General features: G+C 59.7%; 25 protein-coding genes. 13 read left to right on the forward strand and 12 right to left on the reverse strand.

The features are described from left to right. Positions 1 to 83 precede the first annotated feature (83 nt). From hflK (CKW20_RS07075) to cfaB, 5 genes are all read left to right on the forward strand, one after another. Positions 84 to 2,048 (forward strand): protease modulator HflK, encoded by a 1,965-nt coding sequence (gene hflK, locus CKW20_RS07075; protein WP_095052310.1) that lies wholly within the window; start codon positions 84 to 86, stop codon positions 2,046 to 2,048. Next, positions 2,045 to 3,085, forward strand: a complete 1,041-nt coding sequence (hflC, locus tag CKW20_RS07080; protein ID WP_095052311.1) for a protease modulator HflC — start codon at positions 2,045 to 2,047, stop codon at positions 3,083 to 3,085. The genes hflK (CKW20_RS07075) and hflC overlap by 4 nt, the downstream gene beginning before the upstream one ends. After that, on the forward strand, positions 3,082 to 4,140 hold the full coding sequence (hflK, locus tag CKW20_RS07085; protein WP_095052312.1) for a protease modulator HflK: 1,059 nt from the start codon (positions 3,082 to 3,084) through the stop codon (positions 4,138 to 4,140). The genes hflC and hflK (CKW20_RS07085) overlap by 4 nt, the downstream gene beginning before the upstream one ends. Further along, positions 4,137 to 6,047 carry a cation-translocating P-type ATPase gene (locus tag CKW20_RS07090; RefSeq protein ID WP_095052313.1) on the forward strand — a complete coding sequence of 637 codons (1,911 nt, stop codon included), beginning with the start codon at positions 4,137 to 4,139 and terminating at the stop codon, positions 6,045 to 6,047. The genes hflK (CKW20_RS07085) and CKW20_RS07090 overlap by 4 nt, the downstream gene beginning before the upstream one ends. A 197-nt stretch (positions 6,048 to 6,244) precedes the next feature. Next, a complete protein-coding gene (gene cfaB / locus CKW20_RS07095; RefSeq protein ID WP_095052314.1) occupies positions 6,245 to 7,432 on the forward strand; it encodes a C17 cyclopropane fatty acid synthase CfaB in 1,188 nt (395 codons plus the stop codon). Here the strand turns inward: cfaB and cls are convergent. Beyond that, positions 7,429 to 8,868, reverse strand: a complete 1,440-nt coding sequence (gene cls, locus CKW20_RS07100; RefSeq protein WP_095052315.1) for a cardiolipin synthase — start codon at positions 8,866 to 8,868, stop codon at positions 7,429 to 7,431. The two genes, cfaB and cls, sit on opposite strands and share 4 nt — an antisense overlap. Positions 8,869 to 8,999: 131 nt before the next feature. Between cls and CKW20_RS07105 the strand changes: the two genes are divergently transcribed. Then, complete coding sequence (locus CKW20_RS07105; protein ID WP_095052316.1) at positions 9,000 to 9,521, forward strand: DUF3617 domain-containing protein; 522 nt, start codon at positions 9,000 to 9,002, stop codon at positions 9,519 to 9,521. 247 nt (positions 9,522 to 9,768) lie between these two features. Here the strand turns inward: CKW20_RS07105 and CKW20_RS07110 are convergent, their stop codons facing one another. Genes CKW20_RS07110 through folE2 form a run of 5 tightly spaced genes read right to left on the reverse strand, consistent with a single transcriptional unit; the run spans position 9,769 to position 13,640 of the window. Next, positions 9,769 to 10,329, reverse strand: coding sequence for a DapH/DapD/GlmU-related protein (locus CKW20_RS07110; RefSeq protein WP_095052317.1), 561 nt, complete (start codon positions 10,327 to 10,329; stop codon positions 9,769 to 9,771). Next, positions 10,326 to 11,201, reverse strand: coding sequence for a metal ABC transporter substrate-binding protein (locus tag CKW20_RS07115; RefSeq protein ID WP_095052318.1), 876 nt, complete (start codon positions 11,199 to 11,201; stop codon positions 10,326 to 10,328). The genes CKW20_RS07110 and CKW20_RS07115 overlap by 4 nt, the downstream gene beginning before the upstream one ends. An 11-nt stretch (positions 11,202 to 11,212) precedes the next feature. Continuing rightward, positions 11,213 to 12,079, reverse strand: coding sequence for a metal ABC transporter permease (locus CKW20_RS07120; protein WP_095052319.1), 867 nt, complete (start codon positions 12,077 to 12,079; stop codon positions 11,213 to 11,215). Continuing rightward, on the reverse strand, positions 12,079 to 12,747 hold the full coding sequence (locus CKW20_RS07125) for a metal ABC transporter ATP-binding protein (protein WP_095052320.1): 669 nt from the start codon (positions 12,745 to 12,747) through the stop codon (positions 12,079 to 12,081). Before CKW20_RS07125 ends, CKW20_RS07120 begins: the two co-directional genes overlap by 1 nt. Beyond that, positions 12,744 to 13,640 carry a GTP cyclohydrolase FolE2 gene (gene folE2, locus CKW20_RS07130; RefSeq protein ID WP_095052321.1) on the reverse strand — a complete coding sequence of 299 codons (897 nt, stop codon included), beginning with the start codon at positions 13,638 to 13,640 and terminating at the stop codon, positions 12,744 to 12,746. Before folE2 ends, CKW20_RS07125 begins: the two co-directional genes overlap by 4 nt. Positions 13,641 to 13,726: 86 nt before the next feature. On the opposite strand from folE2, the gene CKW20_RS07135 reads away from it, so the two are divergent. Then, a complete protein-coding gene (locus CKW20_RS07135; protein WP_095052322.1) occupies positions 13,727 to 14,935 on the forward strand; it encodes an N-acetylmuramoyl-L-alanine amidase in 1,209 nt (402 codons plus the stop codon). On the opposite strand, the gene CKW20_RS07140 is transcribed toward CKW20_RS07135, so the two are convergent. Then, on the reverse strand, positions 14,932 to 15,309 hold the full coding sequence (locus CKW20_RS07140) for a glutamine synthetase (protein WP_095052323.1): 378 nt from the start codon (positions 15,307 to 15,309) through the stop codon (positions 14,932 to 14,934). The two genes, CKW20_RS07135 and CKW20_RS07140, sit on opposite strands and share 4 nt — an antisense overlap. Before the next feature lie 128 nt (positions 15,310 to 15,437). On the opposite strand from CKW20_RS07140, the gene dksA reads away from it, so the two are divergent. From dksA to CKW20_RS07155, 3 genes are read left to right on the forward strand one after another with little or no spacing between them, the layout of a single operon-like run. Beyond that, positions 15,438 to 15,842: an RNA polymerase-binding protein DksA gene (gene dksA, locus CKW20_RS07145; protein WP_095052324.1), complete on the forward strand. Its 405-nt coding sequence runs from the start codon at positions 15,438 to 15,440 to the stop codon at positions 15,840 to 15,842. Between the two features lie 28 nt (positions 15,843 to 15,870). Then, positions 15,871 to 17,079 carry a zinc metallochaperone GTPase ZigA gene (gene zigA / locus CKW20_RS07150; protein ID WP_048397424.1) on the forward strand — a complete coding sequence of 403 codons (1,209 nt, stop codon included), beginning with the start codon at positions 15,871 to 15,873 and terminating at the stop codon, positions 17,077 to 17,079. Further along, entirely contained in the window at positions 17,079 to 17,729 is a 651-nt protein-coding gene (locus CKW20_RS07155) for a DUF1826 domain-containing protein (RefSeq protein WP_095052325.1), read from the forward strand. Before zigA ends, CKW20_RS07155 begins: the two co-directional genes overlap by 1 nt. A 4-nt stretch (positions 17,730 to 17,733) precedes the next feature. Here the strand turns inward: CKW20_RS07155 and CKW20_RS07160 are convergent, their stop codons facing one another. Continuing rightward, positions 17,734 to 18,090, reverse strand: a complete 357-nt coding sequence (locus CKW20_RS07160) for an NADH:ubiquinone oxidoreductase (protein ID WP_095052326.1) — start codon at positions 18,088 to 18,090, stop codon at positions 17,734 to 17,736. A 27-nt stretch (positions 18,091 to 18,117) separates the two neighbouring features. Here CKW20_RS07160 and CKW20_RS07165 point away from each other — a divergent pair, with 27 nt between their 5' ends. Beyond that, a complete protein-coding gene (locus CKW20_RS07165) occupies positions 18,118 to 19,089 on the forward strand; it encodes a GTP-binding protein (RefSeq protein WP_095052327.1) in 972 nt (323 codons plus the stop codon). Between the two features lie 150 nt (positions 19,090 to 19,239). Here the strand turns inward: CKW20_RS07165 and CKW20_RS07170 are convergent, their stop codons facing one another. Next, positions 19,240 to 19,653, reverse strand: coding sequence for a DUF3301 domain-containing protein (locus CKW20_RS07170; RefSeq protein ID WP_095052328.1), 414 nt, complete (start codon positions 19,651 to 19,653; stop codon positions 19,240 to 19,242). Positions 19,654 to 19,773: 120 nt separating this feature from the next. On the opposite strand from CKW20_RS07170, the gene pdxY reads away from it, so the two are divergent. After that, complete coding sequence (pdxY, locus tag CKW20_RS07175) at positions 19,774 to 20,646, forward strand: pyridoxal kinase PdxY (RefSeq protein ID WP_095052329.1); 873 nt, start codon at positions 19,774 to 19,776, stop codon at positions 20,644 to 20,646. A gap of 115 nt (positions 20,647 to 20,761) precedes the next feature. Here the strand turns inward: pdxY and CKW20_RS07180 are convergent, their stop codons facing one another. Continuing rightward, on the reverse strand, positions 20,762 to 21,244 hold the full coding sequence (locus CKW20_RS07180; protein ID WP_030132502.1) for an acyl-CoA thioesterase: 483 nt from the start codon (positions 21,242 to 21,244) through the stop codon (positions 20,762 to 20,764). A gap of 198 nt (positions 21,245 to 21,442) precedes the next feature. Here CKW20_RS07180 and CKW20_RS07185 point away from each other — a divergent pair, with 198 nt between their 5' ends. Further along, the gene (locus CKW20_RS07185) at positions 21,443 to 23,206 is read left to right on the forward strand and encodes a cation:proton antiporter (protein ID WP_095052330.1); all 1,764 of its coding nucleotides are present in this window, start codon (positions 21,443 to 21,445) and stop codon (positions 23,204 to 23,206) included. An 18-nt stretch (positions 23,207 to 23,224) separates the two neighbouring features. Here CKW20_RS07185 and CKW20_RS07190 read toward each other — a convergent pair whose 3' ends face one another. Together CKW20_RS07190 and CKW20_RS07195 are read right to left on the reverse strand one after the other, a co-directional pair. After that, on the reverse strand, positions 23,225 to 23,632 hold the full coding sequence (locus CKW20_RS07190; RefSeq protein WP_008007803.1) for an SMI1/KNR4 family protein: 408 nt from the start codon (positions 23,630 to 23,632) through the stop codon (positions 23,225 to 23,227). Positions 23,633 to 23,769: 137 nt separating this feature from the next. Beyond that, positions 23,770 to 24,645: a Tim44 domain-containing protein gene (locus CKW20_RS07195; protein WP_095052331.1), complete on the reverse strand. Its 876-nt coding sequence runs from the start codon at positions 24,643 to 24,645 to the stop codon at positions 23,770 to 23,772. Positions 24,646 to 24,824 lie beyond the last annotated feature (179 nt).

The raw sequence follows: 24,824 nt of genomic DNA on the forward strand, positions 1-24,824 counted from the left end.
CGCTTTTGGATAGAGCGATTTACGACGAATATTTCACCACTTTCGTTATATCGTAACGAATTGCGATGTGAGGCTGGGATGGTATGCAAGTCGATCTCGAAGGCGATGGGGCACAAATAGCAGCGCTACCGCGCTTTCAGCAGGCGGTCATCCAAGGACGTCGATTGCGACAATTGGCAATCGGTTTGGGTGCCTTGGCTGGCACAGGGTTGGTGCTGGCGTTTTTTGTCGGTCTGTTTGCGCCGCAGTCGCTTTGGCCGGCGTTGCTGGTCAATCAGAGCGCCGGTTTGTTGGTGTTGGTTGCTGGCCTGCAATCGTCTTGGTGGGTAACGCAGTGGCGCGCACGGGCGATGAATCCGGCCGTGTTGGTGCCGGTGGTTGTCGCTGAAGAAGTTATTGCCGGCGAAGGCTGGTACGAGCGGTTGCTGGACCGGATCAGTCAGCGTTGGTTGCGCTTGCTGGGGCAGATCGGTGCACCGACGCTTTGGCTTGGCGGCTGGGCGTTGTTGACGTTGTACAGCGTCGGGCAAGTCTGGAATCTGACCTTGCCGCCCGCTGCGCTGGGGTTGTCGGCCAGTGTCGGCGCCGCGCTGTCGTTGCTGCTGGCTTTCGGTTTGCTGGTGCTGGAACGGCAACTGGCGCAGGAAAACGCCGCCCAGTGGCCCGAAGCAGGGTCGTTGGCGCAGCTGACGCGGGTCGCGATTATTTGCCTGGTGCTCAGCGCCCTGTGTTTGTTGCTCGGCAGCGAAACATCGGTCTGGCCGGTGCGTCTGGCGGTGCTGATTGGTTTGCTGCCGGGGCTGGTCGCCGTGGAGTTGCTGCTGCGCGCCGTGTTGTCGCTGTTCAGTCCCCGTCGCGAACAACTTGAACCGGCTTTGCTGGCGCGAAGTTTTGTCGCCGACATGCTGCGCTGGCCGCCGCAACCCCTGCTGGCGTTGCAGCATGAGTTGCACAACCGCTTCGGTATCGACCTGCGACAAATTTGGGCTTTCACCTACATGCGTCGGGCGTTTTTGCCGGTGCTGGCGGTGGTGGCAATTGTTGGTTGGTCGCTTACCGGCATTCATGAAATACCGCTGCAAGGGCGCGGCATCTACGAGCGTTTTGGCAAACCGGTGGAAGTTTTCGGTCCTGGTCTGCACGCCGGTTTGCCATGGCCGCTGGGTCGCGTGCTGAGCGTCGAGAACGGTGTGGTCCACGAGTTGGCCACCAGCGTGGGCGAAACGTCGGCCCCGATCGAGGCCGAACCTGCCGAAGGCCCGGCACCGGCGATTGCCAATCGCTTATGGGACGCCAGCCATGTGAATGATAAATCCCAAGTCATCGCCAGCAGCCGCGCCGACAAACAAAGCTTCCAGATCATCAATATGGACGTGCGCTTCGTCTATCGCATCGGCCTGAGCGATCAGGCGGCGCTGGCCGCAACCTACAACAGCGTCGACGTGCCAACGCTGATCCGCAGCACCGCCAGCCGTATTCTGGTTCACGATTTCGCCTCGCAAACCCTCGATGGTTTACTCGGCGAGGACAGGGTAGGGCTCGCCGAAGAGATCGGTCGTGCTGTGCAGGCTGACCTGCAAAAACTCGACAGCGGCGTGGAAATTCTTGCCACGGTGGTCGAGGCGATTCACCCGCCAGCGGGAGCGGCCAACGCCTATCACGGTGTGCAAGCGGCGCAGATTGGTGCCCAGGCATTGATCTCCCGTGAGCGCGGTGCCGCGGCGGAGGCGACCAACCAGGCACAGTTGCAGGCCAGCATCGCTCACGATCAAGCCACGGCCAATGCCCATGAAATCAACTCGATCGCTCAGGCCGCCGACCTGAAATTTGCCGCCGAGCGAAAGGCTTATTCCAACGCCGGCCAGGCCTTTGTGCTGGAGCAATACCTCAGTCAACTGACCCAAGGTTTGGCCAACGCCAAGCTGCTGGTTCTCGATCATCGTCTGGGCGGCAGCGGTAATGCGCCGACCATCGATCTACGTACATTCACGCTGCCGGCTGATCCTGCGCCGCCGCGTAATACCGTTCAGCCAGGAGCCGTCCATTGAGCCAGCCGACAACGCACGATCACGATGACCACGCCGGCCACGATCACGGCCATGGCGGACATCACCACGGCCATCACCATCATCACCACGGCGATCCGTACGAAGCTGGCCCTTTCCCGTGGCGCCGAATGGGTTGGGCGGCGCTGCTGCTGGCGTTTGCGATTGCGGCGGCGAGCCTGGTGCAAGTGCGCTCGGGGGAGGCTACGGTCATCACTCGCTTCGGCAATCCATCGCGGGTATTGCTGGAGCCGGGTCTTGGCTGGCGCTGGCCGGCACCGTTCGAGGCGGCGATTCCGGTGGATCTACGGCTGCGTACCACCTCCAGCGGTTTGCAGGACGTGGGCACGCGCGATGGTCTGCGCATCATCGTGCAAGCCTACGTGGCCTGGCAGGTGCAGGGTGATCCCGACAACGTGCAACGCTTCATGCGCGCTGTACAGAATCAGCCGGACGAAGCGGCGCGGCAGATCCGCACTTTTGTAGGCTCGGCGCTGGAAACCACCGCCAGCAGTTTCGATCTGGCCAACCTGGTGAACACCGATGCCAACCAAGTACGCATCGCCGATTTTGAAGCGCAGCTGCGTCAGCAGATCGATCAGCAGTTGCTCACCACTTATGGCGTGCGCGTGCTGCAAGTCGGCATCGAGCGTTTGACCCTGCCGTCGGTGACGCTCACCGCGACGGTCGATCGTATGCGCGCCGAGCGTGAAACCATCGCCACTGAACGCACGGCCATCGGCAAGCGTGAAGCTGCACAAATTCGCTCTGCAGCCGAGCGTGATGCGCGAATCGTGCAAGCCGATGCGACAGCGAAAGCTGCGGACATCGAAGCCCAATCCCGCGTCGAAGCCGCGCAGATTTACGGCCGTGCTTACGCTGGTTCGCCGCAACTCTACAACTTGCTGCGCTCTCTCGACACCTTGGGCACCATCGTCACGCCGGGCACCAAACTGATTTTACGTACCGATGCCGCACCGTTCCGGGTGTTAGTTGACGGTCCGCCGACCCTCGATAACAAGTCCGGGTCGCAACCATGAAATTAGTTCCACGTGGAACACATGAGTTGAGCAGCCCCTGGATTCAGGCCGGGCGCTTGGCTTTTTTGGCACTGTACGCCGTGACTGTGCTGGCTGCTTTGGCGTGGGCATTCTCAAATGTGCGGCAGATCGACCCGCAAAATCGTGCCGTGGTGCTGCACTTCGGCGCACTGGATCGCATTCAAAATGCCGGTTTGTTGTTGGCATGGCCGCGCCCGTTTGAGCAGGTGATCTTGTTGCCGGCGGCGGATCGGGTGATCGAGCGTCGGGTGGAAAATCTGCTGCGCACCGATGCTGCATTGCAGGCGGACCGAGTGGCGAGTTTCGCTACGCCCATCAGCGATGCGCTCGCCGGCTCCGGTTATTTGTTGACTGGTGATGCAGGCGTCGTGCAACTGGATGTGCGGGTGTTCTACAAAGTCACCGAGCCGTATGCCTTTGTTCTTCAGGGCGAACATGTGCTGCCGGCGCTGGATCGACTGGTGACCCGCAGTGCTGTGGCGCTCACCGCCGCACGAGATCTGGACACCATTCTGGTGGCTCGACCGGAACTGATCGGTGCCGACAATCAGGCCGCTGAGCGCCGCGAACGTCTACGCGGCGATCTGGTGCGGGGCATCAATCAGCGCTTGGCCGAACTGACGGCGACCGGGCAGGGGTTGGGCATTGAAGTGGCGCGGGTCGATGTGCAATCGAGTCTGCCCGGCCCGGCGGTGAACGCGTTCAACGCAGTATTAACCGCCAGCCAACAGGCCGACAAAGCCGTGGCCAACGCGCGCACTGAAGCCGAGAAGCTGACTCAGTCGGCCAACGAACAAGCCGACCGCACGCTGCAAGTGGCTCACGCCCAAGCCAGCGAACGCCTGGCCAAAGCCTCTGCCGACACCGCCACGGTGCTGAGTTTGGCCAAGGCGCAACAGCAAGGCACCGATCCGCAAATGCTGCTGCGTATTTACCGTGAGCGGATGCCGAAGATTCTCGGTCAGGCTGGTTCGGTGACCACGGTCGATCCGAAAGACGATTCCCGCCTGATCATTCAGGGAGCTACGCAATGACTGCCCAAACCGCCGCCGCGCCGAGCATGTTGTCCTCGGCTGAACAACGTAGCGCCGCCCGCCAGTTGACCCTGGCCATGCTTGCACTGGGGTTGCTAGCGCTGGGCCTGATCTGGCGCGGGTTGTCGCCGGAGCAGACCGGTGTCAGCCAATTGCTGCTGGGTTTCGCTTCCTTGCTGGTGGCCGTGCCGGTCATGCGCTCGGCGTGGTACAGCTTGCGTTATCCGAGCTTGCACGGGATTACCGATCAACTGATCGCCCTGGCCATGCTCGGCGCTTGGGCCACGGGCGATCTGCTCACTGCGGCACTGTTGCCGATCATCATGATTTTCGGTCACGTGCTGGAAGAGCGCAGTGTGATCGGTTCCCAGGAAGCGATTCATGCCCTCGGCAAGCTGACCCGCAGCCATGCGCGCAAGATTCAGGTTGACGGCTCCGTTGTTGAAGTCGATAACCGCACACTTAAGGCCGGGGACCTCGTGGAGGTGCGTGCCGGTGATCGAGTGCCGGCTGATGGCCGGGTGTTGTCCGGTCAGGCAAGCCTCGACACCGCATCGATCACCGGTGAGTCGGTGCCCATGGAAGTTGATGTGGGCATGCCGGTATTCGGCGGGGCGATCAACCTCGATGGTCTGCTGCGCATTGAAGTGACCCGCACGGGGCACGAATCGACCTTGGGTAAAGTCATCGCGCTGATGCAAAGCGCGGAACGTTCCAAGCCGCCGATCACGCGTTTGCTCGAACGCTACACCGGCAGCTACATGGTGTTGGTGTTGCTGCTGGCCGCCGTGACCTGGTTCGTGACCAATGATGCGCAAGCGATGCTCGCAGTGTTGGTAGCGGCTTGCCCTTGTGCGCTGGTGTTGTCGGCACCGGCCACGGCCATTGCCGGGGTGGCGGTGGCGGCTCGGCACGGGATTCTGATTCGCAGCTCGGCGTTCCTCGAGGAATTGGCTGACCTGACATCGTTGGTGGTCGACAAGACCGGAACCCTGACGTTCGGCACTTTGCGCCTGCAATCCATCGACAGCCCGCTGGAAGATCGCAGTCACGTACTGAAGCTCGCTGCCAGCCTCGGCTCCGCCAGCAGCCACCCAGTCAGCCGCGCCTTGGCCGGGTTGGTCACTCAGGAGCACTTCTTGCTGCTTTCTGATATTCACGAGCGTCAGGGGCTGGGTGTAGTGGCGATGACGGAGCAGGGCGAGGCGGCCCTCGGTCGTCCGGAGCTGTTCGCTCAGTTGGGCATCGCCACATCAGCTGTTCCCGAACACGATGGCCCGATTGCCGGGTTGGCACTCAACGGTGAGTTTCTCGCCTGGCTGTTGCTCGCCGACAGTGTCAAACCTGAGGCACGGTCTGCCTTGAGCGAGTTGCGTGAACTGGGCTTGGGTCGTCAGTTGTTGCTCACTGGAGATCGGCAAAGCGTTGCGCACACGCTGGCCCGTGATGTGGGGATCAGTGATGTCGAAGCCCAGGCCTTGCCCGAGGACAAACTCAATCGCGTGTTGAAAGAGATCGGCAGCGGTTTCCGGCCGATGGTCGTGGGAGACGGCATCAACGATTCCCTGGCGCTCAAGGCCGGTGTGGTCGGCGTGGCGATGGGGGCGGGCGGCGCGGACGTCGCGCTGGCTTCGGCCGATATCGTACTGATCGGCAGCGACCTGCGCCGGCTCGGAACCTGCGTGCGCTTGAGTCGCCAATGCCGCCAGACCTTGCAGGTCAACGTGATCATCGGTTTGGGCTGGACCCTGGCCATCGTCGCGTTCGCCGCATTCGGCTGGCTCGGCGCGGCAGGGGCGATGATTGCCGCGCTGTTGCACAACTTGAGCACGTTATTGGTACTCGGTAATGCCGGACGTTTGCTACGCTTTCAGGAACCCCTACTCAAGCTTAAGGATGAGGTGTGAGCGTCTACAACTTTTCAGAACTGTGTGCCGGATTTGTAGTCATCTAGGGTAAGGCGGTCATTTTCAACGATCGCCTGCTGGCTGGCTTCACTGTTGGAAGCAATATGGGAATAGACAAAGGCTATTAATTCGATCGCCTGCTATTTTTCAAGGATGGTCTACCCTCAGATTTGTCGTCTGAAAAAGGGGGGCTTTTCATGCTCGCGCAACTTCCACCGGCCTTACAGAATCTGCAATTGCCACTTCGCTTGCGACTCTGGGACGGCCATGAGTTCAATCTGGGGCCGACGCCCAGCGTCACCATTGTGGTCAAGGACCCCCACATGGTTACCCAGTTCACCCATCCCAGCCTCGATGCGTTGGGGGCGGCATTTGTCGAAGGCAAGCTAGAGCTGGAAGGCTCCATCAGCGATGTGATTCGTATCTGCGATGAGTGGAGTCAGGCGCTGATCAACGAGGACGAAGATGAGCAACCGGTGCGCACGGTTCATGACAAAGAAACCGATGCCAAAGCCATCTCCTACCACTACGACCTCTCCAACGCGTTTTACCAACTGTGGCTCGACAGCGACATGGCGTATTCCTGCGCCTATTTCGAGACTGGCAGTGAAACTCTGGAACAAGCCCAACAGGCCAAGTTTCGCCACTTGTGCCGCAAGCTGCGGTTGCAGCCAGGCGAATATCTGCTGGATGTCGGTTGCGGCTGGGGCGGGTTGGCGCGGTATGCGGCTCGGGAGTTCGGCGCGAAGGTGTTCGGGATCACGCTCAGTAAAGAGCAATTGGAACTGGCCCGCGAACGGGTGAAAGCCGAAGGTCTGGAGGATCAGATCGAATTGCAACTGCTCGACTACCGCGATTTACCTCAGGACGGGCGCTTCGACAAGGTGGTCAGCGTCGGCATGTTCGAACACGTTGGCCATGCGAATCTTGCCGAGTACTGCAAAACCTTGTTCGGCGCGGTGAAAGAGGGTGGCCTGGTGATGAACCACGGGATCACCGCCAAGCACACCGACGGTCGCCCTGTTGGGCGTGGCGCCGGTGAATTCATTGAGAAGTATGTGTTCCCCAACGGCGAGTTGCCGCACTTGGCGATGATCTCGGCCGAGATCAGCGAAGCGGGTCTGGAGATCGTCGATGTCGAGAGTCTGCGTCTGCATTACGCGCGAACCCTGGACCACTGGAGCGAACGCCTGGAAGACAATCTGGAGGCTGCCGGCAAACTGGTGCCAGAACAGGCTCTACGCATCTGGCGGTTGTACCTGGCGGGATGCGCCTATGCGTTCGCAAGAGGCTGGATCAACCTGCATCAAATCCTCGCGGTGAAAGCCCATCCCGATGGCAGCCATGAACTGCCCTGGACTCGCGACGACATTTACAACCCTTAAAGAATCGGTGAAATAAGCCGGGCGATCCGCATGCCGATCTGTTGCAGGCGGTGGGTTTCCCGGCTTTCTTCTTTGGCGATTTCGTGAGCCTGGGCGAAGTCAAAGTTGAGCATCTGTTCCACTTCGGCGGCAAACGCACTGTCGACCGTCAGCAACATCACTTCGAAGTTCAGCCGGAACGAACGGTTGTCCATGTTGGCGCTGCCGATGGCGCTGATCTCGTTGTCGATCAGCACCACTTTTTGATGCAGGAACCCGGGTTGGTAACGGAACATGCGCACACCGGCACGCACCGCTTCGAAGGCATAAAGATTTGAAGCGGCATAGACGATCCGGTGATCCGGCCTCGCCGGCAACAAAATCCGTACATCCACACCGCGCAGCACCGCCAGTCGTAACGCGGCAAACACCGCTTCGTCGGGGATGAAGTAAGGCGTGGTGATCCACACCCGTTCTGTCGCCGCATGGATGGCTTCGACGAAGAACAGCGAGCAGGTTTCGTAGGAATCCGCCGGGCCGCTGGCCAGCAACTGGCAGAGCACGCCGTCGTCCGGATAAACCTCCGGCAAGATCAACGGCGGCAGCGAACGGGCCGCCCAGAACCAGTCTTCGGCAAAGGATTCCTGCATGCAGGCCACCACCGGCCCGCGTACTTGCACGTGAGTGTCGCGCCAGGGGGCCAAGGGTGGTTTCTCGCCCATATATTCGTCGCCGACGTTGAGCCCGCCGACAAAACCGATAATCCCGTCGACTACTACGATTTTGCGATGGTTGCGAAAATTGACCTGAAAGCGATTGAGCCAGCCGCTACGGGTGGCGAAGGCTTTGACCTCGATACCGGCATCGCGCAACGGTTGCACGTAACCGTGAGGCAAGGAGTGGCTGCCGATGCGGTCGTAGAGCAGGTAAATCGCCACGCCCTCGGCAGCTTTCTTCGTCAGCAGGGTGTGCAGGCGTTGGCCGAGGCGATCGTCGTGGATGATGAAGAACTGGATCAGTACAGCTTGCCGGGCGTGACTGATGGCGTCGAAAATCGCATCGAAAGTGGCTTGGCCGTCGATCAACAGGCGCACTTCGTTATTCGCCAGGCACGGCATGCGTCCCAGTTTTGGCATGGCCCTCAAAGACGCGTAGGCACTGGAAGCGCGAGCAGCCAGTGCCTCTTCTACCCAGGGACGCCAGTTCAACTCGGAGATTGCCTTGCGCATTTCCTCGTTGGCTTGCCGCCGGGCCTTGATATAGCCATCGAAGGTGCTGCGGCCGAAGACCAGATAAGGGATAAGCGTGAGGTAGGGAATGAACAGCAGTGACAGAGCCCAAGCGATCGAGCCTTGAGCTGTCCGTACGGTCAATACGGCATGGATGGCGGCAATCGAGCCCAGCGTGTGCAGCAGAGCGATCAGATAACCGAATACATGCGGTCCAAAATAATCCATGGGGCAGCCTTGCTCCTGAAGATTCAATGCTTAACAGACCATGTTCCGGGCAGAATGTCGCTATTTAATTGGCCCATGAACCGAAGCCTGTGGCTGACGTCTAACGGCCACTAATGATCAGGAGTTACTCGATGAACGTTCGTCTGCTGGGTTTGGCCATGGCACTTGGTTTGGCACTTCCTGTGGCTGCTCAGGCGCAGATGTTGCAACCGGGTTTGTGGGAAATGACTTCAAGCAACATGAAGGTCGATGACCAGAACCTGCCCGATCTTCAACTGATTCTCGGCCAGATACAGAGTCAGATGACCCCTGAACAGCGCGCGCAGCTGGAGAAGCAGGGCATCACCATGGGCGGCAAAGGGATTCGGGCTTGCCTGACGCCTGAGCAGGTGAAGACCGACAACATTCCATTGACGGACCCACAATCGGGCTGCACCCAGCAAATCACCGAGCGCACCGGCAACCAGTGGAAATTCCGTTTCAGCTGTCCGAAAGCGCAAGGTGCGGGTGTCGCCACATTCCTCAGCGATCGTGAGTTCACTACCAAGGTCAACGGCACCTTCAACGCCACCGGCATTCAGCAGAAGGGTAGCCTCGATACGCGTGCGGTGTGGTTGGGCCAGGATTGCGGGACTGTTAAACCAAGAGCCTAAAAGCTTCGCGGGCAAGCCTCGCTCCTACGGGTATCAATGTCGTTTTGTGATCGTGCGAACGACACAAATCCTGTAGGAGCGAGGCTTGCCCGCGAAAGCGTCCGCTCAGACGCCTCCAGCCTTCGACGAATTCAACCATTCACACGCCGCCTCAATCCCTTTCTCGCCGAAATCCTCTCCACTGCAGCTGCGCATGCTGACAAACCTGCCGTCGTCATATGGACGATTAGCGTGCGGGGCAATCTGGTCAGAACTCGTTTTGCAGGGCTTTGTAGCCCCGCACCAGATCGACGTTGGTGCGCGCCACGTCTTCGGAAAACTCTGAGGCGCTGACGCTCACCGGTGGGAACTGCGACAGGTCGGTGTTGGGGCCGATGCGCGTGGTGGAGGGCACGTAGAAGTCTTCAGGCAAGTCACGGTCGTCGACCACCGAGTTGTGCCGCACCACGCAACCGTCGCCCACCACGCAGTTGAACAGCACGCTGTTGAACCCGATGAACACTCGGTTACCGACGGTGCAGGGGCCATGCACGATGGAGCGGTGGGCGATGGAGCTGAACTCGCCGATGGTCACCGCCGCGCCAGACTTTGAGTGGATCACCACGCCGTCCTGAATGTTCGAATTGGCACCGATGGTGATCGGCTCCATCTCGCCCGAGTCATCCACTTCATCGGCGCGAATCACCGCATAGGGACCGACGAACACATTCTCGCCAATCACCACCTTGCCGCAGATGATGGCGGTTTTATCCACGTACGCCGACTCCGCAATCAACGGCAGATCGCCTGAAGGATTCTTGCGGATCATGGCTTGCTCAACGCCTCATACAAGGTGTTGAGGTTGTATTCGAACAACCCGGCGAACGTGCTGGCCGGACCGGTCGCCGCGAGGGCATCGGAGTACAGCGTGCCACCAATGTGAGCGCCGCTTTCATCGGCAATTTGCTTGAGCAGGCGTGCGTCCTTGATGTTTTCCATGAACACCGCTTTGACCTTGGCCTGACGGATCTGCGTGATCAGCGCAGCGACTTCGGCAGCGGACGGTTCGCGTTCGGTGGACAGACCTTGAGGCGCCATGAAGTCGATGCCGTAAGCCTGACCGAGATAGCCAAAGGCGTCATGGGAGGTCACGATTTTGCGATTGCCCGGCGGCAGCGAACCGAGCTTGGTTTTGGCGTCGGCGAGCAAGGCGTAGATCTTTTTCAGGTAGACTTGGCTGTTGTGTTCGTAGTCGGCTTTGTTGGCCGGGTCGGCGGCGATCAGCGCTTTGGTGATGTTGCTGATGTACAACTCGGTATTCGCCAGGTTGTGCCAGGCGTGTGGGTCGGGAATGGTTTCGCCGTCTTCATCCAGCGAGCGCGGAATGACACCATGGCTGGCGCTGATGACCGGAGCTTTGGTCTCGGTACTGGTTACCAAACGGTCCAGCCAAGGCTCGAAACCTAGCCCGTTCTTGATGATCAGTTTGGCCTTGAGTAATGCCTTGGCATCGTCCGGAGTCGGCTCGTAGGTATGGGCATCGGCGTCCGGGCCGACCATGTTGGTGATCTGAATATGGTCGCCGCCGACCTGATGGGTCATGTCGGCGAGGATGCTGAAGCTGGTGACTACCTGGAGTTTTTCCGCGGCTGACAACGACATCGACAACATCAAACTGAACAGCACGAGTAAAGCGCGCATCGGACAACACCTCATTGGGATGTGAGCAAAGGCGGGCGGCGCAGCAAACCGTGCACCGGACCGAACACCACGGACAGCAAATACAAAGCGCCAGCCACCAGCACGATCGCCGGGCCGCTGGGCAGTGAGTAGTAAAACGACAGCAACAAACCGAGCCAGACCGAGAGGGAGCCGAGCAGGGCGGCAATCGCGATCAGTACCGGCAAGCGGCGACTCCAGAAGCGAGAAGCCGCGGCTGGCAACATCATCAAACCGACCACCATCAACGCGCCGATGGCCTGGAAACCGATCACCAGGTTTAGCACCACCAGGGTCAGAAATATCCCGTGAGCCAGTGGCCCGAGGCGGCTGACGGTTTGCAGAAAGAGTGGGTCGAGAGTGTCCAGCAACAGGGGTTTGTAGATGAGGGCCATGGCGATCAGGCTGAAGCCGGAGACCCAAATCATGCCGGTCAAAGTCGGCCCGTCGACCGCCAGCGCCGAGCCGAACAACAGGTGCAACAGGTCCAGCCGCTTGCCGGCGATACCGAGGATCAGTACGCCGGTGGCCAGCGATATCGGGTAGATCGCGGCCAGGCTCGCGTCTTCCCGCAGGCCGGTGCGGCGGGTGATCCAGGCCGCCAGTCCAGCCATGCTCAACCCAGCGCCGAGGCCGCCGATAGTCAGCGCGGGCAGGCTCAACCCGGCAAACCAGAAGCCCAATGCTGCGCCCGGCAAGATGCCGTGAGCCACTGCATCGCCGATCAAGCTCATGCGCCGCAGGATCAGAAACACCCCAAGCGGAGCGGTGCTGCACGCCAGAACGAGACCACCAAGCAACGCCCGGCGCATGAAGACGAATTCGTGGAACGGTTGCCAAAGCTGAGCGGTAGCGATCATCAAGCCACCTGCGTCTGGGGTTGTTGGCGAATCAGATCGGTACTGGGGCCGAGGACGCAGCCGCTAATTTTGATCAATAGGGCTTGAGGGATGTGTTGGCGCACGGCAGCCAGGTCATGACACACCACGACCAGTGTTCGGCCTTCGGCATGCCAGGCGTGGATGTGTTTCCAGAGCAGCGCCTGGCCGAGTTCGTCGAGCGCGGCGTGGGGTTCGTCGAGCAGCAACAAGGGGGCTTCGGCGAGACTCAGCCGGGCGAGCAGGGCACGCTGCAGCTCACCCCCTGAGAGAGCCATCAATGGGCGATGTTCCAGGCCAGTCAGATACCAGTCTTCCAGCGCAGACTTGAGGCGTTGACTGCGCATCTCCGGAGCTTGTTTGCTGCCCCAAAAACCTGCGGCCACCAACTCTTGCAGGCTGATGGGGAATTGCCGGTCCAGGTGTTGTTGCTGAGGCAGGAACGAAAGGCCGCCTTTGCGTGGAACATCAATGATGACTTTGCCGCTCAGTGGCTTTTGCAGACCGGCGATGACTTTCAGCAGGCTACTTTTACCCGAACCGTTGGCACCGATGACGGCGGTCAGACTTCCTTTGGGTAATTGGCAATCCACCGGCGGAGTGAGTGGTTGGCCGGGGGCGCCCCAGCGCAAAGCTTGGCATCGGATCATGCGGCCTCCCAATTCCATCGGCTTTCGGCAACGGCATCGTGGGCGTGAAGACTTTCGGCGTGGACGACTCGCACATGAAAGGCATTGATGCCCGGGGAACGTTTCAGGGCTAGGTTCAAGCGTCGGGCAGCGTCTTCGCAGAACATCAGGTTCTGACCGTTGGCGAGCGCGAAGGCTTGTTCGTCGGCGCGTTTCACGGCGGTTTGCACCGCGGTGCCGAGGGCTGCTTCCGCGTCGTTGATCGCGGCGATCAGCGGCAGGTCATCCAGGTAATCGTCCAGACGCAGCTGCAATTGCGCATTGCTGCGTTGGCTATGCGGCGTGGCGACGATGCCTTTCGTAGATCCGAGCCAAGCCAGAACGTCAGCGTGTTGCAATGCCCGATTGGCAAAGTCATCAACGAATTGTTGCTGAATCAACTGCCGCGAAAGTGCCGCTGAGCACGGGCAGGTTGAGGAATAAGGAACGTCGATTTTTAGTTCCACGTGGAACATCGTGTTTTTCAAACTCGCTTCGATGCTCACCGGATAAGTTTTCCAACCGGCTAGGGGACTGATGAGCGCGGGTCTTTTGAGCAATAGTTCGGAGTGAATTTTTAGGTAAGCGTTGTGGGAAAGTCCTTCATGGGTCTCGAGAAAATTCTGCAAGACTCGCCGGAACAACGCCGGTGAAAGGTTTTCCTGCTCAAGCATTTCCAGCGCCAGATACAGCCGCGACATATGGATGCCGCGCGCCTCTCCATCGTCGAGGCTAACGCCAGCGTCGGCCTTTGCGCTCAGTCGCTGGCCATCGAATAAAACAGGAAGAGCAATGCCGCACATGCCCACCCACTCGAGTGGCAGGGCTTGGCGTGAGGCCTGCGCGGCGATATCCGGCAGAGTCAGCGCATTCATGAGCAGGTCCATCGTGGGAGTTGATTTGGCATGTTATATTATAACAATAAAATCGACGATGCCTTTTTCGTGAGCGGGCTTTCACCATGCACAGACGTCACTTGCTCAACCTGATTCTGGCCAGCGCGGCCTTCGCTTTACCCTTTGGTGCGTCGGCCACGCAAATTCGCAATGCACGACTATGGCGTTCCGATGACAAGCTACGACTAGTGTTCGATCTGAGCGGGCCGGTGCAATACAAGACGTTTTCCCTGAGTGCTCCGGAACGGCTGATCATCGATCTGAGTGGCGCCAACCTCAGTGGCGACTTCAGTCAGTTGGCACTCAGCAACACGGTGATTCGCGCAATCCGCTCCGGACATTTCGGCCAGGGCGATACGCGGATCGTCCTCGACCTCAGCGGCCCGGTACAGCTCAATAGTTTCCTGCTGCCGCCCCAGGACGGGCAGGGGCACCGATTGGTGCTCGATCTGAAGACCGCTGCGCCACTACAGATCGCGGCGGTGCCGGCGGAAAAACCTGAACCCGTCACCGACAAGGCCCACCCCAAGCGCGACATCATCGTGGTGGTCGACCCTGGTCACGGCGGCAAAGACCCGGGCGCGGTCGGTGCCAAAGGTGAGCGGGAAAAAGACGTGGTGCTGTCGATCGCCCAACTGCTGGCCAAGCGGCTGAAGCGCGAGAAGGGCTTCGACGTGAAACTGGTGCGCGACGACGATTTTTTCGTCCCGCTGCGCAAGCGCGTGGAGATCGCCCGCAAGCACAAAGCCGACATGTTCATCTCGGTCCATGCGGACGCGGCGCCGCGTCTCACCGCTTCAGGTGCCTCGGTGTACTGTTTGTCCGAAGGTGGTGCGACCTCGGCCACGGCGCGCTTCATGGCGCAACAGGAGAACGGTGCAGACCTGCTGGGTGCCACCAGTCTGCTCAATCTCAAGGACAAGGATCCGATGCTCGCCGGGGTGATTCTCGACATGTCGATGAACGCCACCATCGCCGCCAGTTTGCAGTTGGGCAATACGGTACTCGGCAGTCTGGCGGGCATCACCACGCTGCATCAGAAGCGCGTGGAACAAGCAGGATTCGCCGTGTTGAAGTCGCCGGATGTGCCGTCGATTCTGGTGGAAACCGGCTTCATCTCGAACGCCCGTGACAGTCAGCGACTGGTGACTGCCCGCCATCAGCAAGCTGTGGCAGATGGTTTGTTCGAAGGTTTGCAGCGCTATTTTCAGAAGAATCCACCGATGAACAGCTACATCGCCTGGCAGCAGGAACAGAAAAAGACGCAGGCCTAGCAGCCGGTCATCCGGCTACATGTGAACTTGCCTCTGCTGCCGCCGGAGCTGGAAAACCGATTGATGGTTGTCCAGCCAACCCGGCGGTTGTAGCCGACCCAGGCTTCGCCATCGGAAGCGATGCCTATGAAGAATGTCAGTTGCCCATAGCGGCTGTTGGTTTGCGCCCATTGGCGTTTGCCGGCCACTTCGAAGCCGCGCAAATAGATCGTGCTGCCGACGGTGTTAACGCTGTAGGCATTGCCATCGGCATCTACGCAGGCCAGCAGATTGGCGCTACGGGTGCAGTTAGCCAGGCTCGGGACTTGTCCCCAGGCATCGACCGCGATCAGCAGTGAAAAGCTCAATAGCGAGAATTTCAGGGCGTTTCCCATGGCATTTCTCAAGGGGGGCGGACGGGCTCAAGCATCGTGCCCTTTGTCGTGACGAGCAAGAGGGGAGTGGCTTATTTGTATTGTTATACTATAACATAAAAATACACCCGCTCTGATGATCCACCGCCATGACTGAACAAGAACTCCTCGCTCAACCCGCCGCCGATTACATGAACGACGCCCAGCAAGGCTACTTTCGCGCCTTGTTGCTGGCTCAGCGCAGCGAGCTGCAGGAGCGCATTGCCGGCGAGTTCGACGCGTTGCGCGAGCAGGAACCCCACAGCGATCCCGCCGACATCGGCAGCGCCGAAGAGCAGCGCCAGTGGCAGCTGCGCCTGCTGGAGCGGGAAAAGAAGCTGCTGGACAAGATCGACGAAGCCCTCGAACACCTGGCTCGCGGCGAGTACGGCTGGTGCCGCGAAACCGGTGAACCGATTGGCCTCAAGCGCCTGCTGCTGCGGCCCACCGCCACTCTGTGTATTGAAGCCAAAGAACGTGAAGAGCTGCGCGAACGCCATCAACGGGCGATTTGACCGGCCACATCCTGATGAGGAATACCTGATGCCCAATCGTCTCCCCGTGACCGTCCTGTCGGGCTTTCTCGGCGCCGGAAAAAGTACACTTCTTAATTACGTACTACGTAATCGCGAAAATTTGCGGGTCGCAGTGATCGTCAACGACATGAGTGAGATCAATATCGATGGCAGCGAAGTTCAGCGCGATGTCAGTCTGAACCGTGCCGAAGAAAAACTCGTGGAGATGAGTAACGGCTGCATTTGCTGCACCTTGCGCGAAGACTTGCTCGAAGAAGTCAGCAAACTCGCCAAGGACGGTCGTTTCGATTACCTGTTGATCGAATCCACGGGGATCTCCGAGCCGCTGCCCGTGGCGGAAACCTTCACGTTTCGCGATGAAGAAGGGCAGAGCCTGGCGGACATCGCGCGGCTCGATACTATGGTCACCGTGGTCGACGGCATGAACTTCTTGCTCGACTATCAGGCCGCGGAAAGCCTCGCTTCCCGTGGCGAAACCCTGGGAGAGGAGGACGAGCGCTCGATCACCGACCTGTTGATCGAGCAGATCGAATTCGCCGACGTGATCCTGATCAGCAAGATCGATTTGATCAGCAGCAGCGAGCGCCAGGAGTTGATCGCGATCCTTGAACGGCTCAATTCCCAGGCCGAAATCATTCCGATGGTCATGGGCGAAGTGCCGCTCAAGAAGATTCTCAACACCGGGCGCTTCGACTTTGAAAAGGCTGCTCAGGCGCCGGGATGGTTGCAGGAGCTGCGCGGTGAGCACGTGCCGGAAACCGAGGAATACGGCATCGCCTCTACGGCTTATCGGGCGCGGCGCCCGTTTCATCCGCAACGCTTCTTCAGCTTCATCGATCGTCCGTGGGTGAACGGCAAATTGCTGCGTTCCAAAGGCTTTTTCTGGTTGGCCAGCAAACACCGGGACGCTGGTAGCTGGTCCCAGGCCGGCGGCTTGATGCGTCACGGTTTTGCCGGGCGCTGGTGGCGTTTCGTGCCGAAAAACCAGTGGCCGCAAGACGAAGAAAGCACCGCCGGGATCATGGAGAACTGGACGGCGGCCACCGGTGATTGCCGTCAGGAGCTGGTGTTTATCGGCCAGAACATCGATTTCGCGCAACTCACCGTCGAACTCGATAACTGCCTGCTGACGGATGCTGAAATGGCCTTGGGTGTCGAGGGCTGGCAGTTACTGCCCGATCCGTTCGGTCCTTGGCACGAAGAGGCGGCTGCTTGATGTCGGCACCCAGTCTGAAGCTGCGACCAGTCATTCGCCAGGTTCAAGGTGATACGCCAAAAGCGCTGACCGGGATTCTGGACGACGGCGTGAATTTGGCCCTCTGGCAGCGCCAACTCCCAGCGCAGATTGCCGATTTCGGTCGTTTGTTGTTGTCCCTGAACGAGCCGCTGGCCGAGTCGCTGTCCCTGGAAATGCCCGGCGATGACGCCGAACCCAATCTCCACGGTTTAGCCTCAGGCTTCAGCGACCTTGAGGGCTACGAAGGCTTTATCGCCGATGTTTCCTGGCTGGTCAGCGCCTTCGCCTGCCTGTTGGGCGCCCAGCGTATCGGCCTGCGCCTGCGGGTTTTGGACACAGCCATGTGCCCGCGTTTCCACGTCGATCATGTACCGGTGCGGTTGATCACCACCTACGCAGGTATTGGCAGCCAATGGCTGAAAGAAGGGGCGATGGATCGCCGGCAATTAGGCAAACCTGACGCCGAACCGGAGGACAATTCGCTGATCCAGCAAATCACCAGCGGCGAAGTGGCGCTGCTTAAAGGGGAGAAGTGGCACGGCAACGAAGGCTTCGGTTTAATCCACCGTTCGCCGCAGCCGGCGCCGGGCGAGCGTCGTTTGATTCTGACCCTGGACTGGCTGAGTTAGCGGCTCAAGGCTTGAGCCAGGTTCCCTGGCTCTGGGCTTCGCAAAACGGCTTCAAATACGCCGCATCGGTGGCCACGCCGTAATAGTGAATATCCTGCCGGTAAGGCATATTGGCGACTTGAGCGTTGCTGCACACTCCGAACGCGCCTGTGGGGCATTGGTCGACGTACTGCACCTCGACTTTCTGCCCGGGCAAATTCGGCTGGCAGAATCCGTCGGCGAACAGTTTTTCCGGGATGTTGCGGTTTTGCTGGCAAACCTTCACGTCGAGCCGCGCAGCCGTGCTGTGCACCACGCAGGCCTGAGCCAGCGCTTCGCCTGATGTGAGCGCCAGAAGCAACGACCATCCCATCAACCGCATTCTTTACCTCCTCAGAAAACCTCGACCATGTTGCAGAACATTCCCACCCACGTCATTGCCGGCCCACTAGGTGCCGGCAAGACCAGCCTGATCAAGCACCTGCTGGCGCAACGGCCCGAGGGTGAGCGCTGGGCAGTGTTGATCAACGAGTTCGGCCAGATCGGTCTGGATGCCGCGCTGTTGACCCAGGACGCCGATGGTATCGCACTGGGGGAAGTGGCCGGGGGCTGTTTGTGTTGCGTCAATGGTGCACCGTTTCAGATCGGCCTCGGGCGGCTGCTGCGCAAGGCACGACCGGATCGACTGTTCATCGAACCCTCGGGGCTGGGGCATCCGGCGCAGTTGCTCCGGCAATTGAGTGAGGCGCCGTGGCAAGGCGTCCTGGCGGTGCAGCCGTGTGTGTTGGTGTTGGATGCCCAGGCGCTCGCGGCCGGAAAACCGCTGCCTGCGGCGCAACAGCAAGCCTTGGACAGTGCCGGGTTGCTGTTGCTGAACAAGGCAGAAGGCCTCGACGACAGTGATCGCCAGCGAATCGCCGCACAGTTGCCGATACGTCCCTTGTACTGGACGCAGCAAGCGGTCTTGCCGTTGAGCGAGTTACCTGGGTTCGGAGCTCAAGCTGTCGCGGGTGTGGATAACTTCACCCTGCCCAAGGGATTGGCACAGATGCCGGCTATCTGGGCTGACCCCACGCTGCCGATTTGCTTGAGTCAGGCGCAGGAGGGCGGCTGGAGTGTTGGATGGCGGTGGCATCCGAGTCAGGCATTCGATGCCGTGCTTATCGGAAGGTGGCTTGAGCGCCTTGAATGGCGGCGGGCGAAGCTGGTTATCCACAGCGTCGAGGGTTGGGTGTCGGCCAATGCGGTGGATAACTCGGTGCTGGATTGGCAGCCCAGCGAATGGCGTCGGGATTCGCGTATTGAGTTGATTTTCAGTGAGTCGCAGTCTGTTGAAGTGCTGCAGGAAAGTCTGGCGGCATGCAGGGTTCAAGCGAACTAGCTGATTTTTTTGCGCAGTCTGTGAAGACCTCTTCGCGAGCAAGCCCGCTCCCACAGGGAGGCTGGGGTGTGCACACAAGTTGTGCAGCACAACAGATCAGATGTGGGAGCGGGCTTGCTCGCGAATGGATTTAACCGACAACAACTACCTTCAAGGACGCCACTTCGTGTGTTCTTGCCGCCACTGACTCAGTTCAATCACCTCAGCTCTGGGCTTCGCGATATCGACCACCGGCGGTGTGTCGTCGAACGGCATCGGGTAAGGCGCAAGTTCGATCTGTGCGCTATGGGCGCCGAATTGGGTGATGGTGCCGGTGTGGCGGGTTTCGCCGGTCACGGTGAATTCGAAGTTATACACACGGGCCAGGCGCCGACGGCCGTTGGCGTCTTTAATGAAAGCGATCTTCTTCAAGGCTACGTTGCCGTCCAGCAGCTCGATTCGCAGCTTGGCGCAATGCTGCATGACCCGCTCCAGCGCGCGTTCGCGCAAGCCGTGGTTGTGCCACAACCACGCGCCACCGGTGGCGAGCAGCATCAGCACGAGGATATTTCCGAGGGTCAGCATCAACAGGGTGCTCCAACAAGATAGCGTCAGCTTAACTGCGTCGCCGGTCTGTCGTACAGGCTGCGTTTAGTCGCATACTGCGCGGCTCGAATTTCAATCGTTTTACGGAATAATCACCGCATGAAACGTACGCCCCATGTGCTCGCCATCCAGTCCCACGTGGTGTTCGGCCACGCAGGCAACAGCGCCGCGGTTTTCCCGATGCAGCGGGTCGGGGTGAACGTGTGGCCGCTCAATACCGTGCAGTTCTCCAACCACACGCAATATGGCCAGTGGGCCGGGGAAGTGCTGGCCCCGCATCAGATTCCGGAATTGGTGGAAGGAATCGCGGCGATCGGCGAGCTGGGTAATTGCGACGCCGTGTTGTCTGGCTACCTCGGTAGCGCGGCCCAGGGCCGGGCGATTCTCGCGGGCGTGGAACGAATCAAATCGATCAATCCCAAAGCGCTATACCTCTGCGACCCGGTAATGGGCCATCCGGAGAAGGGCTGCACCGTTCCAGCCGAGGTCAGCGATTTTCTGTTGGAAGAGGCGGCTGCGGTGGCCGACTTCATGTGCCCGAACCAGTTGGAGCTCAACAGCTTCTCGGGGCGCAAGGCGCAGTCTTTGTTCGATTGCCTGGCCATGGCGCGAGCGCTGCTGGCGCGTGGTCCGAAGGCGGTGCTGGTCAAGCATCTGGACTATCCCGGCAAGCCAGCGGAGGATTTCGAGATGTTGCTGGTGACCGCTGAAGGCAGTTGGCACCTGCGTCGGCCATTGCTGGCGTTTCCGCGTCAGCCGGTGGGCGTTGGTGATCTGACTGCCGGGTTGTTCCTGGCGCGCGTGCTGCAGGGTGACAATCTGGTGAGCGCCTTCGAATTCACCGCGGCGGCGGTGCATGAAGTGCTTTTGGAGACCCAGGCTTGCGCCAGCTATGAGCTGGAACTGGTGCGGGCGCAGGACCGGATTGCCCATCCTCGGGTGCGGTTTGAGGCGACAGCGGTCAGCCTTTAAAAGCTTCGCGGGCAAGCCTCGCTCCTACAGGTTCCGGTTGATCACACATTATGTGTACAACCCGAACCTGTAGGAGCGAGGCTTGCCCGCGAAAGCGATCTAAAGACCGAACACGTCAGGCGTCGCCCTTGATGTCCTGATAACGCTTTTCCAGTTCCTGACGAATCTGCCGACGCTGCTGGGCCTGCATGTACCGGCGCTTGTCTTCACTGTTCTGCGGTTGCAGTGGCGGGACCGAGGCCGGTTTGCGCTGGTCATCCACCGCGACCATGGTGAAGAAGCAGCTGTTGGTGTGGCGCACCGAGCGCTCGCGGATGTTCTCGGTCACGACCTTGATGCCCACCTCCATCGAGGTGTTGCCGGTGTAGTTGACCGAGGCCAGAAAGGTCACCAGTTCACCGACGTGAATCGGCTCGCGGAAGATCACCTGATCCACCGACAGGGTCACCACATAGCGGCCGGCATAGCGGCTGGCGCAGGCGTAGGCCACTTCATCGAGGTATTTGAGCAGGGTGCCGCCGTGGACATTGCCTGAGAAGTTGGCCATGTCGGGGGTCATCAATACCGTCATCGACAGCTGGGCGTTTCCGGGTTCCATAACGTACTCACGGGTTCAAGGCAGAATTTCGGGGTGCACCTCTGGTGGGTGCTTGGTTTTTCAAACCAACAGTTATCGGGACGCCGGGAGGGGGGCCGCCGTCACGCCCGAATCGATCTGTTTCCATATATTGCACCCTCTTCTCGCCGGAAGTCGCGGTGTTACCCTTCAAAAGCCCGCCCCAAGGAGCCACACGCCATGCACGCCATCAGTTTCATTCAGGATCTGGCAGTGATCATGTTGATCGCGGGTGTGGTGACCGTGCTCTTTCATCGTCTCAAACAGCCAGTGGTGCTCGGCTACATCGTCGCCGGGTTCATCATCGGCCCGCACACACCACCGTTCAGCCTGATCCACGACGAAGCAACCATCAAAACCCTCGCCGAACTCGGGGTGATTTTCCTGATGTTCTGCCTGGGCCTGGAATTCAGCCTGCGCAAGCTGTTCAAGGTTGGCGCCACGGCATTCATCGCAGCGTTCCTGGAAATCGTCCTGATGATCTGGATCGGCTATGAAATCGGCCGCTGGTTCGACTGGAACACCATGGACTCGCTGTTCCTCGGCGCGATCCTGGCGATTTCCTCGACCACCATCATCGTCAAGGCGCTCAACGACCTGAAGATGAAGAACGAGCGTTTTGCCCAACTGATCTTCGGCGTACTGATCGTCGAAGACATCCTCGGTATCGGCATCATCGCGTTGCTGTCGAGCATCGCGGTCAGCGGCACCGTCAGTTCCGGCGAAGTGTTTTCCACGGTTGGCAAGCTTTCACTGTTCATGATTGTCGCACTGGTTATTGGCATTCTGCTGGTGCCGCGACTACTGGCCTACGTGGCGAAATTCGAAAGTAACGAAATGCTGCTGATCACCGTACTGGGCCTGTGTTTCGGCTTTTGCCTGTTGGTGGTCAAACTTGAATACAGCATGGTCCTCGGCGCGTTCCTGATCGGCGCAATCATGGCCGAATCGCGGCAACTGCTGAAGATTGAGCAGTTGATCGAGCCGGTTCGCGACTTGTTCAGTGCGATTTTCTTCGTCGCTATCGGCCTGATGCTCGACCCGATGATCTTGCTGCAATACGCCTGGCCGATCGCCGTGATCACCGTGGCTGTGGTGCTGGGCAAGATGTTGTCCTGCGGCCTCGGTGCCTTTATCGCCGGCAATGACGGACGCACCTCACTGCGCGTGGGGATGGGGCTTTCACAGATTGGCGAATTTTCTTTCATCATCGCCGCGTTGGGTATGACGCTGCAGGTCACCAGCAACTTTCTCTATCCGGTGGCGGTGGCTGTTTCGGTGATCACCACGCTGTTGACGCCGTACCTGATTCGCGCCGCCGATCCGCTGTCGATCAAGCTTGCTGCAGTGGTGCCGCAGCGTCTGGCCCGTGTGTTGGGTATGTATGGCGAATGGCTGCGCAGCATTCAGCCTCAGGGCGAGGGCGCACTGTTGGCGTCGATGATTCGACGGATTCTGTTGCAGGTAGGGGTCAATCTGGCGTTGGTGATTGCGATCTTTCTCTCGGGCGCGTTCTTCGCCGAGCGCATGTCCGTTTACCTACAGGACTGGATCAGCGATCCGAGCTGGCAGAAAGCGTTGATCTGGGGCGGGGCGTTGCTGTTGTCACTGCCGTTCCTGATCGCCGCTTATCGCAAGCTCAAGGCGCTGTCGATGTTGCTGGCAGAGATGGGCGTGAGGCCGGAAATGGCTGGCCGCCACACACAGCGAGTGCGTCGGGTGATCGGCGAAGTGATCCCGATCCTCTCGCTGTTGGTGATTTTCCTGCTGCTGGCAGCCTTGTCGGCCAGTATTCTGCCGACCAACAAGTTGCTGGTGCTGATCGTCATAGTCGCGGCCGCGGTGGCGGCGCTGCTCTGGCGCTGGTTCATCCGCGTGCATACGCGGATGCAGGTGGCCTTGCTGGAAACGCTGGACAACCACAACGATTCGGCCGGGCATTGATTACAGCGGGCAGACGGCTCAGCTTTCCAGCCAGACGTCCCGCGCCCAGTGCCATACCGATTCCCAGGTTTCTTCGGCGATCAGTTCTTCCTCAGCCAGCCACAGCACCACGGTGCCGTCTTCTTCAACCAGGTAGTAATTGTCACCGTCCTGGCAGATCGGAATCATGCTGCGATCGACGCCAGCATCCCAGGCGTTGGCGGCAACGTCTGGCAGGTAGGTGTGGGACTGCGGGTCGGTGACGGTCACCGGCTCCAGGCTGCCGTAGACCACGTCGCTGACGGTCAGCAAAAACTCTCTGAAGACGAACGGGATGTCGATGAACAGTTGCTCTTCGATTTCCACAATCTGATCTTCGTCAGGCAACTCCAAGGGGACCGGTACCGGTTCGTTGGCTTCACGCAGTTGTTCGATGATTTCTTCCACGTCCGGGATCCTCTTGCTTGAATGGCGCGGTTTAGTTGGGGCGGTTTATACAGTAGCTCGCTATAGATGCAACCGCGAAATAGAAAACCCCGGCCGGGGCCGGGGTTTTATTACAACAGGTGAAACGCGGGAAGTGATCAGCCGTTCTGGCGGATACCGGCCACCAGCCAAGGCTGGTTTTCGCCCTGTTGACGTTCCATGTTCCAGCTTTCGCTGAACACTTCGCCCTGATCGAAGCGCGAGGACTTCGACACGCCGCTGAAGGTCAGGGTGGCGATGGTCTTGTCCGCACGGTCATCGACGCCGTCCAGTTGTACCTGGAGATTATCGATGTAGGTCGACTGGAAGCCGTCGCCCAGATCGGCACGTTCGCGCTTGAGGAACTCCAGCAACTGCGGAGTCACGAACTCGGCGATCTTGTCCATTTCGTTAGCGTCCCAATGCTGCTGCAGGGACTGGAAGTGGTTGCGGGCCGCTTCAATGAAGTTGTTTTCATTGAACCAGGCTGGCGCGTTGATCACCGGACGAGCGGCAGCAGGTGCAGCCGAACCGCCGAAGATCGAACCGCCCGCAGGCTTGTTCTCGAACACTTCACGTTGCATCGGCGCATGGCCTGCCGGAGCCATGTGCTCCTGCTGCTTGCGACGACGTGCGGCGATGAAGCGGAAGACCAGAAAGGCGATGACCGCCATGATCAGGATGTCGAAGATCTGCATGCCCTGGAAGCCGTCGCCCATGAACATGGAGGCCAGCAGGCCACCGGCAGCAATACCGGCCAGAGGGCCGAGCCAGCGCGAAGCACCGCTGGCCTTGGTCGCGGCGCCAGCAGCACCGGCCGCGCCCGCAGTGGCAGCAGCGCCGCCTGCAGCAGAAGAAGGAGCCATTTGGCTGGTCTGGTGAGTCGGCGCAGCGCCGGAGCTCTTGCCGCCACCAAAGCGCTTGGCGGCATTGGCGTCGAGGCTCATCGTCAGGCCAATGCACAACGCCATGGCGATGCTAAGAAAACGTTTCATAAAGGGAATTCTCATTTGTGGAAGGCACGCGCGCCATGTTGCACAGCTGAAGTGTTACTGGCTAGCGCCAGAGTGTTTCGGGCTTTTGCCTGACAGGTTGTGTTCAGCTTCAATCAGCGCAATAAGTCCTGTTAACTTTGGTCTGTAGGGCGAGTGGGTAAGTTCTGTAGGAAAAACGG

Source organism: Pseudomonas sp. Irchel s3b2 (assembly GCF_900187445.1).
Taxonomy (GTDB): domain Bacteria; phylum Pseudomonadota; class Gammaproteobacteria; order Pseudomonadales; family Pseudomonadaceae; genus Aquipseudomonas.

Bases quoted from the DNA above. Each gene is read 5' to 3' on its own strand.
- hflK (WP_095052310.1), top strand. From the start codon at position 84: ATGCAAGTCGATCTCGAAGGCGATGGGGCACAAATAGCAGCGCTACCG.
- hflK (WP_095052312.1), top strand. From the start codon at position 3,082: ATGAAATTAGTTCCACGTGGAACACATGAGTTGAGCAGCCCCTGGATT.
- CKW20_RS07090 (WP_095052313.1), top strand. From the start codon at position 4,137: ATGACTGCCCAAACCGCCGCCGCGCCGAGCATGTTGTCCTCGGCTGAA.
- cfaB (WP_095052314.1), top strand. From the start codon at position 6,245: ATGCTCGCGCAACTTCCACCGGCCTTACAGAATCTGCAATTGCCACTT.
- cls (WP_095052315.1), bottom strand. From the start codon at position 8,868: ATGGATTATTTTGGACCGCATGTATTCGGTTATCTGATCGCTCTGCTG.
- CKW20_RS07105 (WP_095052316.1), top strand. From the start codon at position 9,000: ATGAACGTTCGTCTGCTGGGTTTGGCCATGGCACTTGGTTTGGCACTT.
- CKW20_RS07110 (WP_095052317.1), bottom strand. From the start codon at position 10,329: ATGATCCGCAAGAATCCTTCAGGCGATCTGCCGTTGATTGCGGAGTCG.
- CKW20_RS07115 (WP_095052318.1), bottom strand. From the start codon at position 11,201: ATGCGCGCTTTACTCGTGCTGTTCAGTTTGATGTTGTCGATGTCGTTG.
- CKW20_RS07120 (WP_095052319.1), bottom strand. From the start codon at position 12,079: ATGATCGCTACCGCTCAGCTTTGGCAACCGTTCCACGAATTCGTCTTC.
- CKW20_RS07125 (WP_095052320.1), bottom strand. From the start codon at position 12,747: ATGATCCGATGCCAAGCTTTGCGCTGGGGCGCCCCCGGCCAACCACTC.
- folE2 (WP_095052321.1), bottom strand. From the start codon at position 13,640: ATGAATGCGCTGACTCTGCCGGATATCGCCGCGCAGGCCTCACGCCAA.
- CKW20_RS07135 (WP_095052322.1), top strand. From the start codon at position 13,727: ATGCACAGACGTCACTTGCTCAACCTGATTCTGGCCAGCGCGGCCTTC.
- CKW20_RS07140 (WP_095052323.1), bottom strand. From the start codon at position 15,309: ATGGGAAACGCCCTGAAATTCTCGCTATTGAGCTTTTCACTGCTGATC.
- dksA (WP_095052324.1), top strand. From the start codon at position 15,438: ATGACTGAACAAGAACTCCTCGCTCAACCCGCCGCCGATTACATGAAC.
- zigA (WP_048397424.1), top strand. From the start codon at position 15,871: ATGCCCAATCGTCTCCCCGTGACCGTCCTGTCGGGCTTTCTCGGCGCC.
- CKW20_RS07155 (WP_095052325.1), top strand. From the start codon at position 17,079: ATGTCGGCACCCAGTCTGAAGCTGCGACCAGTCATTCGCCAGGTTCAA.
- CKW20_RS07160 (WP_095052326.1), bottom strand. From the start codon at position 18,090: ATGCGGTTGATGGGATGGTCGTTGCTTCTGGCGCTCACATCAGGCGAA.
- CKW20_RS07165 (WP_095052327.1), top strand. From the start codon at position 18,118: ATGTTGCAGAACATTCCCACCCACGTCATTGCCGGCCCACTAGGTGCC.
- CKW20_RS07170 (WP_095052328.1), bottom strand. From the start codon at position 19,653: ATGCTGACCCTCGGAAATATCCTCGTGCTGATGCTGCTCGCCACCGGT.
- pdxY (WP_095052329.1), top strand. From the start codon at position 19,774: ATGAAACGTACGCCCCATGTGCTCGCCATCCAGTCCCACGTGGTGTTC.
- CKW20_RS07180 (WP_030132502.1), bottom strand. From the start codon at position 21,244: ATGGAACCCGGAAACGCCCAGCTGTCGATGACGGTATTGATGACCCCC.
- CKW20_RS07185 (WP_095052330.1), top strand. From the start codon at position 21,443: ATGCACGCCATCAGTTTCATTCAGGATCTGGCAGTGATCATGTTGATC.
- CKW20_RS07195 (WP_095052331.1), bottom strand. From the start codon at position 24,645: ATGAAACGTTTTCTTAGCATCGCCATGGCGTTGTGCATTGGCCTGACG.